The organism is Micromonospora sp. NBC_00362 (genome assembly GCF_026342155.1).
Classification (GTDB): domain Bacteria; phylum Actinomycetota; class Actinomycetes; order Mycobacteriales; family Micromonosporaceae; genus Micromonospora; species Micromonospora hortensis.
Genome location: NZ_JAPENH010000001.1, coordinates 3,544,388 through 3,556,940 on the forward strand (window position 1 = coordinate 3,544,388; position 12,553 = coordinate 3,556,940).

Below are 12,553 nucleotides of genomic sequence, written 5' to 3' on the forward strand. Positions count from 1 at the left end.
TCCTTCCGCGTACGTCGGGTCTTGGTCCGGGTCAGTCGGCGTCCGGCCGGACGAACGACCGGAGGGCGGCCAGGGTCAGGGCGGCGAGCCGCTCGATGCTCTTCCGCTCGTTGAGGTTGCTGCTGTACTTCAGGTGCAGGCTGAGCTCACCGTCGGCGAACCGCGCGAACACCTGGAGCCGGTGCATGCGTTGCAGCTTCGGCATCGGCCAGAAGTCGTCCATGGCCGGCCCGAGCAGCGGCGACTCCTCGGGCTCGTGGGCGAACTCGCCCCAGTTGTTGAGCAGGATGTCCGGCTTGCCGAGCGGGGCGAGCGCGTCCGCCACGTCCGGATGCCCGCCGAGGTAGCGCAGCAGGCCGAAGGCGAGGCCGCGCCGGGGCACCGCCTCGATCTGCTCGCGGACCGACTCCAGCAGCGCCCTCGGGCCGGGCTTCTCGGGTCGGCGGACGAGCCGGGGTGAGGTCATCGAGAACCGGCCGATGGCACGGGACAGGTCGAGGTCCTGACCGCCCATCTCCCGACCCCGGGCGACGAGGTCGACCAGGATCGACGACTGACCGGACCAGTCGGTGAAGCCCTGGAGGGTGGCGGCCAGCAGCGCGTCGTTGACGCTCAGGCCGTACTCCTGCGGCACCAGCCGGCGCAGCGCGGCGGTCTCCTCCGCGTCGAGCCCGACCACCACCGTCTCCTCCGACGACATGCAGTCGTCTCCGTCGGGGTGGTCCAGCGGCCAGGTCGGGACAGGTTCCTTGGCAAGCGCCGTCCAGTACGCGATGTCCTCGGTCAACTCCGTGCCACGGGCGAGCGCGTCCAGGTTGCGGGACCATTCGGCGAACGACGCCGTCGACAGCGGCAGGCGCGGCTCCTCGCCGGCCTCCACCGCCTGGTACGCGGTCTGGAGATCCGCCATCAGGACGTCCCAGGAGCTGTTGTCCATCAACTGGTGGTGGACGATCACCACGAGCAGCTCGGGACGGTCGGCCCCGAAGCGGACCAGGGCGACCTGGAGCAGCGGCCCGTTCTCGATGTCGAGCTTGCGGTGCAGGGTGCGATCGAGGCGCCGGAAGGCGACCTCCTGGTCCGCCGGGTCGAGGGCGGACAGGTCCACGCTGGTGAACGGCGTGGGCTGGTACGCCTCGTTGACCCGGACCGACAACCGGCCACCGGCCCGGGGGAAGCTGATCCGCAGCGAGTCGTGATGGGTGATCACCGCCGCCACGGCCCGCTCCAGCAGCGCCGGGTCGAGTGACCGCATCGCCTCGAACATGAAGATGTGCGTGTACTTGTGCGGGTCGGCGAAGTTCCGCTCGGCGAAGGCCACGTGCGACGCGACGAGCGGCACCCCACCGGGGTGCGTACGGCGGCTTTCGTCACCACCCGCACCGGCGGTCGTCGACCCACCGGCAACGGACGCGAGGCCGGCGATGGTGGGGTGCGCGATGAACTGCGCGGGCGTGATCACCACACCCGCCTTACGGGCACGATCCACCACCCGGATCACGTGCAGCGAGTCCCCACCCAGGGCGAAGAAGTTGTCCTCCGGACCCACCGACGGCACCCGCAGCACCTCCCGCCAGATCCCGGCCAGGACCTCCCGCGCCTTGTCGGCCGGCGTCTGCGCGTCGGTAGCGACCGAGGCGAGCGCGGCGATGGTGGGGTGCGCGATGAACTGCGCGGGCGTGATCACCACACCCGCCTTACGGGCACGATCCACCACCCGGATCACGTGCAGCGAGTCCCCACCCAGGGCGAAGAAGTTGTCCTCCGGACCCACCGACGGCACCCGCAGCACGTCCCGCCAGATCCCGGTCAGGATCCCCTCCACCGGTCCACGCCGGGTCTCCGCGGTGGCGGTGGCAGCGGCGGTGGCCGGAGCCACGGTGGGGGTCGGTGCCGACAACGTGGCCCGGTCGACCTTCCCGTTGGGCAGCCGGGGCAGGCGGTCGACGAGCGCCACCGTCGGCACCATGTAATCCGGCAGCCGCTCCCGCAGCGCCGCGCGTAGGTCGTCGGTGGAGAGCGCGGTACCCGGCCGCAGCGCCACGTGGGCCATCAGCCGCCGGTCGTCCGCCCCGTCGTCGTCGCAGAGCACCACGCACTCGCCCACACCGTCCAGGGCGGACAGCGCCGAGGCGACCTCGTCCGGCTCGACCCGGTGACCCCGGATCTTGACCTGGTCGCCGATCCGGCCCAGGAACTCCACGGTGCCGTCCGGCAGCAGCCGCCCCCGGTCACCGGTGCGGTAGAGCCGGTCGCCCGGCGCGCCCAGCGGATCGGGCACGAACCGCTCGGCGGTCAACGCGGCGTCCCCCAGGTAGCCGCGGGCCAGGCCCGCACCACCGACGACGATCTCGCCGGGCAGGCCGGTCGGCACCGGCCGCAGCCTCTCGTCGAGTACGTACAGCCGTGCGCCCGGGATCGGCCGACCGAGCGGCACCACCGCCTCGCGGCCCGCCCGGTCGATGCGGACCTCCGCCACGGCGACGATGCCCGTCGTCTCGGTCTGGCCGTACATGTTGACCAGCCGGGGCGCGGTCCCCGGCGCGTTGCGGATGGCCTCGGGAAGTTCGTAGCGCAGCGGCTCGCTGGCGGTGAGCACCACCTGTGGCCGCCACCCGCCGGGCGAGGTGAGCGCCGGCAGCAGGACCCGCAGGTACGACGGCACCAGGTCCAGCACCTGCACGCCGTGCGCGGTGACGAAGGTGAGCAGTGCCAACGGGTCGGCCAGGTGCGCGCGCCCGGCGACGACCACGTGGCCGCCCAGCGCCAGCGGAACGGCGAACTGCCGCACAGACGACGAGAACGCGAACGACGCGGTGTGCAGGAACACCGGCTCGTCGGGCAGGGCCAGCGCGGCCGGCAGCCCCTCCAGGTACGCGGACAGCCCGCCGTGGGTCACCACCACACCCTTGGGGAGCCCCTTGGTGCCGGAGGTGTAGACCACGTAGGCCGGGTGCTCCGGTCGCAGCGCCGGTGTCGGCCGGGGGCCCACCGGGGCCGGCAGGTCCTCGATCGTCACCACCTCGCCCGCGCCCTGGGGCGTACGACCCGCCAGGTCGCGCGTGGTGAGCGTCATCGTCGGCCGGGCGTCCGCCACGATCGCCGCCAACCGCTGCGCGGGGTACGCGGGGTCCAGCGGCACGTACGCGGCACCTGTCTCCAGGACCGCCAACGCCGCCACGACGACGTCGACGCCCCGGTCGAGGTGCAGGGCGATCGTCGTTCCCGGGCCCGCGCCGCGTTCGGCGAGCACCCGGGCCAGGTCACCGCTGCGGCGGTGCAGGTCGCCGTAGGAGAGGGTCGTCTCGCCGCTGGTGACCGCCGGAGCGTCGGGTCGGCGTCGCGCCTGCTCGCCCACCCGGGCGGTGAGCGTGCGGTGCGCGGCGCCAACCGGCAGCGCCGGACCGTGCGCGAGCGCGTCGAGACGCTCCCGCTCGCCCGGCAGGAGGGGATCCACGTCGAAGACGCGCTGGTCGGGGTCACCGACCAACCGGTCCATCAGCACCCCGAGGCGGCTCATCATCGCCTCGACGGTGCCCGCGTCGAACAGGTCGGTGCTGTACTCGGCGTGCCCCTCGATGCCGTCCCCGTTCTCCCACAGGTCGATCAGCAGGTCGAAGCGGGCGGTGCACTGCTCGTTGTCGATCGACGTGAGGGTGAGGCCGGGGCCCGGGTCGGGTAGGCCGCCCGGGGCGTTCTGCAACGCGAAGCGCACCTGGAACAGCGGTGAGTGGCTGAGGCTGCGGGTGGGCGCCACCGCGTCGACGACCATCTCGAAGGGGACGTCCTGGTGGGCGTACGCGCCGTGCGCCGTGCTGCGGACCCGCCGGAGCACCTCGCGGAAGGTGGGGTCGCCGGAGAGGTCGACCCGCAGCGCCAGGGTGTTGGCGAAGAACCCGACGAGCTTCTCCAACTCGGTGCTGGTGCGGTTGGCGACGGGCGTACCGACGGTGATGTCCCGTTGGCCACTGAGCTGGGCCATGAGCACGTCGAAGCCGGCCAGCAACGCCATGAACAGGGAGACCTTCTCCCGCCGGGCCAGGTCGGCCACCGCCCGGGATCGCTCGGCCGACCAGCTGATGTCGTGGCGCGCTCCGCGGAAGGTCTGCACCGCCGGTCGCGGCCGATCGGTCGGCAGGTCCAGCGTGGGTACGCCGTCGAGCTGCCGCTTCCACCAGTCGAGCTGGTCGTCCAGCTCGGCGCCGATCAGCCAGGACCGCTGCCAGAACGTGTAGTCCACATAGGTGTGTGTCAGCTCGGGCAACGACGACGGCTGCCCCTGGGCGATCTCCCGGTAGAGCGTCACCAGGTCGTTCAACACGATGTTCAGGGACCAGCCGTCGGAGACGGTGTGGTGCAGCGTCAGCAGCAGCACGTGCGAGTCGGGGCGTACCCGCACCAGGGTGCCGCGCAGCAGCGGCCCGGCGGCCAGGTCGAACGGAGTGCGCCCCTCGGCGTCGAAGAGGGCGGCCAGCCGACCCTCCGGGTCGGCGTCGCCCTGCACGTCCACCTCGGCGTACGCCACGGCGTCGACGGGCAGGAACTCCTGCACCGGTTCGCCGTCCACGGACGGGAACCGGGTGCGCAGCCCCTCGTGCCGGGCCCACAGCGCGCCGAAGGCCACCCGCAGCGCGTCCGCGCGCAGGTCACCGTCGAAGCGCAGCGCGAGGGGCACGTTGTAGAACGCGCTGTCCTCGGCGAGCCGGTTGAGGAAGTACAGGCGTCCTTGCGCGTGCGACAACGGCACCGGACCGGTCCTCGGGACGGCGACGAGACCGGGCCGGGGGGCCCGCCCGCCGAGCGCCTCGATCCGGGTCCCCAGGTCGGCCAGCGAGGTGGACTCCAGGAACACCGCCAGCGGCAGCTCGATTTCGAGCTTCTTGCGCAGCCGGGCCATGGCCCGGACCGCGAGCAGGGAGTGCCCACCCAGGTCGAGGAAGTTCGCGTCCCGCCCGATCGACTCGACCGGCCGCCCCAGCACGTCGGCCCACACCTCGGCGATGGCCTCCTCCAGCCGGCTCTCCGGAGCGGCCAGGGTGGGCGCCGGCTCGGCCGCCGTGGGCGCGGGCAGGGCCGCCCGGTCCACCTTGCCGTTGGCGGCCAACGGCAGCGCGTCGAGCGGAACGACGACCTCCGGCACCATGTAGTCCGGCAGTTCCGCGCGCAGCGCGTCACGCGGGTCGTCGGCCATGGAGTCCCCGGCCGCTGTGACGTACGCGACCAACCGCTCCTCACCAGGCCGGTCGGTTCGCAGCAGGACCACCGCCTCGCGGACCTGCGGCAGCCGCGTCAGGGTGGCCTCGATCTCCGCCAACTCGACCCGGTACCCCCGGATCTTCACCTGGGTGTCGATCCGGCCCAGGCAGTCGAGCTCGCCGTCGGGTCGCACCCGGACGAGGTCGCCGGTGCGGTACATGCGCTCCCCCGGCGTCGGGGCGAACGGGTCGGGCAGGAACCGCCCGGCGGTCAGGTCCGGCCGACCGTGGTAGCCACGGGCCACACCGGCACCCGCCACATACAGCTCACCGACCGTGCCGGGCGGCACCGGCAGCAGGTTGCCGTCCAGCACGTAGAGCCGCGTGTTGGCGATCGGACGACCGATCGGCACCACACCGGACAGGTCGGTGCCGTCGTGCACCTCGTGCACGCAGCAGCCGACGACGGTCTCGGTGGGCCCGTACTCGTTGACGATGCGCAGGCCCGGAGCCCGGCGTCGCCAGGCGGCGGCGGTGGCGCCGTGCAGCGACTCGCCACCGACGATCAGGTAGCCGTCCGCAGCGATGGTCCGGCTCGGAACGGCCCGGTCCAGCGCCTCCAGGTGGGCCGGGGTGAGCTTGACCAGCCCGAGGTCCAGGTCGCTGCCGAGCAACTCGGTGAGGGTCTCCAGCTCGGTGCCGTCGGCGACGAGCACCACCGGACGCCCGGCCAGCAGCGGACAGAACAGCGTCGTCACCGACAGGTCGAACCGCAACGGCGAGACCAGTGGCGCGCCCCCGCCCTCGGCCACCCGGTACGCCCGCATGCTCCACGCCAGGTAGTTGGTCAGGCCGCGGTGGGTGACCACCACACCCTTCGGTCGCCCGGTCGAGCCCGAGGTGTAGATGACGTAGCAGGCGCTGTCCGGGTGCGGACGCGGCAGCGGCGGCAGGTCGGTGGTGGCGTCCTCGTCGCCGTCGGGCAGCAGCACCGACACGTCGGTGTCCGGTAGGTCCGCGACCCGGCCCGCGCTGGTGACGACCACCCGCACCTCTGCGTCGGTGAGCATGAACCGCACCCGCTCGGCGGGCTCGCCCACGTCCAGCGGCACGTACACGCCGCCGGCCCGGAGGGTGGCCAGCACGGCCGTGACGAGGTCGACACCACGGTCCAGGAAGAGGCCGACGCGGGTCTCCGGTCCCACACCGTGCCGGCGCAGCCGCGCGGCGAGGGCGTCGGCCCGGCGGTCCAGCTCTCCGAATGTGACAGTCAGGTCGCCGACCAGGAGCGCGGGCGCGTCAGGGGTACGGGCGGCCTGCCGAGCGAACAGCTCGTGCGCGCGCACGTCACCGAGGAGAGGGTCCTCGGTGCGGTTGCCGTCCACGACCGCCGCCCGGGTCTCCTCATCGGACAGAAGGCGGGCCAACCCGACCGGGGCGTCCGGCGCGGCGGTCAGACCGACCAGTAGAACGCCGAGGTGAGCGGCCATCCGCGCCACAGTTCGCTCGTCGAGGATGTCGGTCGCGTACTCGGCCACCCCCCGCAGCCGGCCGTCGGCGTCCGGCCACACCTCGACCGTCAGGTCGTGCTTGCTGATCGGCAGGTGGTGTTCGACGGCCGTGACCCGCAACCCCGCCGCCTCGGCCTCCAACGCCTGGTCCTCGACGAGGGCGAACATCACCTGCGCGAGGGGCGTGTGGCTGAGGTCGCGCTCCGGGTCGACCGCCTCCACCACCGTGTCGAAGGGCACCTCGCCGTGCGCCATGCCCTGCTGCACGAGATCGCGGACCCGTCCCACCAGGGCCCGGAAGGTGGGCGCGCCGGAGGTGTCGACCCTGACGACGATCGAGTTGACGAAGGAGCCGACCATCGTCTCCAGCTCGACCCGGGGGCGGTTCGCCACCGGGGTCACCACCGAGACCTCGTCCTGGGCCGCGTACCGCGACATCAGCGCGGCGAACCCGGCGAGCAGCACCATGAACGGGGTGGCCCGCTCATCCTGGGCCAGGCGAGTCACCGCCTGCCACAGGCCGTCGGGCAGGGCGAAGCGGTGCCGCTCGCCCCGGAAGGACTGCACGGGCGGGCGGGGACGGTCCAACGGCAGGTCGATGACGGGCACCGCGCCCGCCAGTGCCCGCTTCCAGTAGTCGAGGCCCTCGGCCAGCTCGGCGGCCCGGTCGGGATGGCTCTCCCAGGCGGCGTAGTCCGCGTACTGCACGGTGAGGGGCGCGAGCCGGGGAGCCCGGTCCTCTGCCCCGGCGCGGTACAGCTCCAGCAGCTCATCGATGAGCAGGCTGACCGACCAACCGTCGCAGATGCTGTGGTGCAGGGTCAGCACCAGCACGTGCGCGGTGGGGGTCTGCCGGAACAACGCGGCGCGAGCCAGTGGCCCGACGGAGAGGGAAAACGGACGACTCGCCTCGTCGCGTACGGCGGCCAGCACCGCCGCGTCGTCGACGGGCAGTGGGCGCGGGGTGAGATCCACCTCGATGTCTCGCAGGATGCGCTGCACCGGGTCGCCCTCGTTCGCCGCGAACACGGTCCGCAGCGCCTCGTGCCTGTCGACGAGGGCGCGCACCGCGTCGGTGAGCACGTCGAGCCGGAGTGCGCCGGTCAGGCGTAGGGCGGTCGGCACGTTGAACATCGCCGAGCCGGGGACGAGCTGGTCCATGAACCACAGCCGGCGCTGTGCCGGGGAGACGGGCAGGTCGCCCCCGCGCGGCACCCGGGCGAGCGCCTCGGCCGGCCGGGGGCGCCGGCCGGCGAGACGCTTCTCGAACAGGGCCCGCTTCGAGGGCGACATCGAGTCGAGGCGTGACCGGCCGGGCGAGAGCCCCGCGCCGTGCGGCGCGGGGCGGCTGGCACTCGCGTCGGTGGTCATCAGGCCACCTCCCGAGCGGCGCTCTCCAGGTGCGTCACGAGACTGCGCGGCCGCATGTCCGTCCACTCGGTGGTGACGTGGTCCAGGCAGGACGCGCGGTCGGCGGGCCCGTGGGTCACCGTCCACCCGGCCGGCAGGCTGAGCGACTCGGGCCACAGCGAGTGCTGCCCCTCGTCGTTCACCACTACGAAGAAGCATCCGTCGGGGTTGTCGAGAATGTTCACGTCTTCCTCACTCTGCGCCTGGTCCCAGGACCCGACGGGGAAGCGCTGAACCGGCACGGCGGCCAGGCAGGGACCACGGCGGTCAGACCTGCCAGCGTCGAAGTCGGGACGCGCGTCCCCAGATCGGGCGTCGTCAACTGTCGTTTGCGGAGACTTTTGCTATGCGTCGCTCAGAGGACGTGCGGGGTTTCGCCGCCGCGTGTCTCGCTATCGGATTCCACCACGGCCACGGCCGGCCACCTGCACGTTAATCGGCTATCCGACCCGAAGCCGAGGGCCCTTTGCGGACGCAACCCGGTCGATGTCAAGCAGATTCTGGCAAGCCACGCTGAACCCACGTCGCGCTCCCCCCCGAAGTTTGCGACCCAACAGCGTTCATGAATGTAAACGCAAGCGAGGCACAGAAAACCATCAGACACGGAGCGTGTCAAGACCCTTGCCTGCCGCTGAAGTTCAGCATGCCAACCGGGACGTATTTATGACAAATACTCCGCAGGTGGTTGGTCGACCGGGTACGCCGCCAGGCCCGCCGGCGTACCGTCGGGCGGGGCTGCTGGCGGTCGGGCGAGACGGCCGAAATCGGCCAGAAATGCGGTGCCGCCAACGCATCTGCGCAGAACAGGAGCATTGCCGCCTACTCCGTGCGGCATGCGGACCGATCAACGACGACGCCACCGTCCAGGCTGGACGCGGCGCGTCGGAAAAATCACTTGCCCGGACGGGCAGGATCATTCATCGCGGAACTCGTGACCAGAGTCCGACACGGAGACGAGTTTCACTCGACAGGCGGAAAGAACGACCGATCATCCATTGGCCGAGCATCCGAATGGCTGGACAACAGTCAATGTAATGGTTATTAACGTACCCAAGGCGAGGCACGACAGAGAGCGTTGGCGTCGCCGAATCGCAGCTCCCGCGAAGCCGTCGACCATCCGGGCCGACAAGCCGACGCGTGGGCCGCCCGACGATTGCGTCCGATTGCCGGATCCGATCAGGCCGAGACGTCGGGTCGAGCACGGGACCCCTTCGCCGCACGGACCCGCACCACGCGTGCGTGGCGGGGGGAAGGCGCCCGGCGTACCCGAAGGCACCCGCACGCCGGGCAAGCAGCAGGCATCGACACCCGAATTCGGGCGGACGCGTGCGCCGGGGCCATCGACGAAGGCCAGTGTGCGTACGCGCCGAATCAGGCCCCGTCCGTCGCGGCCCCGCCTTTACCCGAGCGCCGGGATGCCGTGCGTCGGCGCCGGCGATTGCCGGCACCGGACGCTTGTGCCACGGCGTTCGGAAACACCTCGGTCAGCCCTGCAAAAGCTGCCGAGCCATCACGATCCGCTGGACCTGGTTGGTGCCCTCGTAGATCTGAGTGATCTTGGCGTCCCGCATCATCCGCTCGACCGGGTAGTCCCGCGTGTAGCCGTAACCACCGAGCAACTGCACCGCGTCGGTGGTGATCTCCATGGCGGCGTCGGAGGCGAAGCACTTCGCCGCCGCGCCGAAGTAGGTGAGATCCGCGTCGCCACGCTCCGACTTGCCGGCGGCCGCGTACGTGAGCTGCCGGGCCGCCTCGAGCTTCATGCCCATGTCGGCAAGCATGAACTGGATCCCCTGGAACTCGGCGACAGCCTTGCCGAACTGGCGACGCTCGGCCACGTACCCCTTCGCGTAGTCGAGCGCGCCCTGCGCGATGCCGACGGCCTGCGCGGCGATGGTGACCCGGGTGTGGTCCAGGGTCTTCATCGCGGTCGCGAAGCCGGTGCCCTCCGCGCCGATCATCCGGTCGGCCGGGATCCGCACGTTGTCGAGGTAGACCTCGCGGGTGGGCGAGCCCTTGATGCCGAGCTTCTTCTCCGGCGCGCCGAAGCTCACCCCGGCATCGGACTTCTCGACCACGAAGGCCGAGATGCCCCGGGAGCGGGCGGAAGGGTCGGTGACGGCGAAGACGGTGTAGAACTCGGACACCCCGGCGTTGGTGATCCAGCGCTTCACACCGTTGAGCACCCAGTGATCCCCGTCACGTACCGCCCTGGTGGTCATGGACGCCGCGTCGCTGCCCGCCTCCGGCTCGGAGAGGCAGTACGAGAACATCGCGTCACCGGCCGCGACCGGCGTCAGGTAGCGACTCTTGAGGTCGGCGGAACCGGACAACAGCAGCGGCATGGTGCCGAGTTTGTTCACCGCCGGGATCAGCGAGGAGGACGCGCAGGCGCGTGCCACCTCCTCGATCACGATGGCGGTGGCCAGCGCGTCCGCGCCCGCGCCGCCGTACTCCTCGGGGATGTGCGGTGCGTGGAAGTCGGCCGCTCGCAGCGCGTCGTAGGATGCCTTGGGGAACTCCCCTGCCTCGTCGGCCTCCGCGGCGTGCGGAGCCACCTTCGCGGCGCAGACCTCTCGCACGGCTTCCCGGATCGCCTGGTGCTCCTCGGGCAACCGGTAGACGTCGAACGACTCCCCTGCGGCCATCTCGGCCCTCCCCTTCACCACTATCATGCGCAGTCTGTGACGACTCCTGACCGCCGACCGCGCAGACTGAAGACTAGCGACTGCAGTTCAGGTGATGTTACCGGCGCGTAGGTATGGGCAGGACGGTGGACCTGACGCGCTCAGCGATGATGGAGATTGAGACAGTGAGCCACCCTCCGGTGCCCCGCCCAGGCGCCGCAGCAAAATGCGACGCGACGACGCGACGCCAGCGCGAGCGGAGAAGACAGGCGTGACGATCCCCTACCCCACCATCCAGCCGACCCCCGCCATCGCCGCGGTGACCCCGCCCTCGGGCGCACCCCGGCCGCGGGTGACGTTCCTTGGGACTGGTTACCTCGGTGCGACGTACGCCATCTGCTACGCCGAACTGGGCTACGAGGTTCTCGGGTTCGACGTCGACGCCGACAAGATCGCGATGCTGAACGCCGGTCAGGTGCCGATCCACGAGCCCGGCCTGGACGAGCTGCTCCGGCGCAACCTCGCCGCCGGCCGCCTCCGGTTCAGCACCGACATCGCCGAGACCGCCGAGTTCGGTGACGTGCACTTCATCTGCGTCGGCACCCCGCAGCGGGCCGACGGCATGGGCGCCGACCTGTCGTACGTCGAGGCGTCGGTCACCAGCCTCGCGCAGCACCTGACCCGCAAGGCCTTGATCGTCGGCAAGTCCACCGTGCCGGTCGGCACCGCCGAGTGGGTCGAGCAGCTCGTCGGCAAGCACACCCCGAACGACCTGGACGTCGAGGTGGCGTGGAGCCCCGAGTTCCTCCAGGAGGGCTTCGCCGTCGACGACGTACTGCGGCCCAACCGGATCGTGGTCGGCGTCAAGAGCGAGTGGGCCAACGGCATGCTCTACGCCGCGCACAAGGGCGTGTTCGACCTGGCGGCCACGGAGGACCGCGAGGTGCCCCTGGTGGTCACCGACTTCTCCACCGCCGAGCTGGTCAAGGTCGCCGCGAACGCCTTCCTGGCCACCAAGATCTCCTTCATCAACGCGATGGCCGAGGTCTGCGAGGCCTCCGGTGGCGACGTCACCCAGCTGGCCCGCGCGATCGGCTACGACCCGCGAATCGGCAACAGGTTCCTCCAGGCCGGCCTCGGCTTCGGAGGCGCCTGCCTGCCCAAGGACATCCGGGCCTTCCAGGCCCGCGCCCAGGAGTTGGGCGCCGGCGAGGCGCTGCGCTTCCTGCACGAGGTCGACCTGATCAACCTGCGTCGGCGTACCCGGGTGCTCCAGCTCGCCGCGGACCTCCTCGGCCGCCGCTCCGGCCCGGCCGGCCCGGACTTCTCCGGCACCCGGATCGCGGTGCTCGGTGCCACCTTCAAGCCCAACACCGACGACGTCCGCGACGCCCCGGCGCTCGCCGTCGCCGCGCTGCTGCACAAGGCCGGCGCCGACGTGCACGTGTACGACCCGCAGGGCACCGAGAACGCCCGCCGCGCGGTTCCCGAGTTGACCTACGAGAGCAGCATCAACGAGGCGGTCGACGGGGCCGACCTGGTCTGCGTCCTCACCGAGTGGGCCGACTTCCGCAACGCGGATCCGGTCGCCCTCGGCGAGTTGGTCAAGGGCCGCAAGGTCGTCGACGGCCGCAACTGCCTCGACCCGGCACTGTGGGCCCAGGCGGGCTGGGAGTACCGGGGCATGGGTCGCCCCTGACCCGACCGACGCTCCACCGGCCGGCCATCGAACATCTCGGTGACCGGCCGGTGTCGTTGTTTGCCCCGGACCCGCCGACAAGAGTCGAAATCCGCGCCAGCATTGGGCATG

Annotated in this window: 4 protein-coding genes; 1 reads left to right on the forward strand and 3 read right to left on the reverse strand. The window is 71.4% G+C overall.

The window, feature by feature from the left end:
* Positions 1-31: 31 nt before the first annotated feature.
* From OG992_RS16075 to OG992_RS16085, 3 genes are all read right to left on the reverse strand, one after another.
* A complete protein-coding gene (locus tag OG992_RS16075) occupies positions 32-8,077 on the reverse strand; it encodes a non-ribosomal peptide synthetase (protein ID WP_266303648.1) in 8,046 nt (2,681 codons plus the stop codon).
* A complete protein-coding gene (locus OG992_RS16080) occupies positions 8,077-8,301 on the reverse strand; it encodes an MbtH family NRPS accessory protein (RefSeq protein ID WP_112582509.1) in 225 nt (74 codons plus the stop codon). Before OG992_RS16080 ends, OG992_RS16075 begins: the two co-directional genes overlap by 1 nt.
* Before the next feature lie 1,299 nt (positions 8,302-9,600).
* Positions 9,601-10,764, reverse strand: coding sequence for an acyl-CoA dehydrogenase family protein (locus OG992_RS16085; RefSeq protein WP_238683195.1), 1,164 nt, complete (start codon positions 10,762-10,764; stop codon positions 9,601-9,603).
* 250 nt (positions 10,765-11,014) lie between these two features.
* Here OG992_RS16085 and OG992_RS16090 point away from each other — a divergent pair, with 250 nt between their 5' ends.
* The gene (locus OG992_RS16090) at positions 11,015-12,442 is read left to right on the forward strand and encodes a UDP-glucose/GDP-mannose dehydrogenase family protein (protein ID WP_238683194.1); all 1,428 of its coding nucleotides are present in this window, start codon (positions 11,015-11,017) and stop codon (positions 12,440-12,442) included.
* The last annotated feature ends 111 nt before the right edge of the window (positions 12,443-12,553 follow it).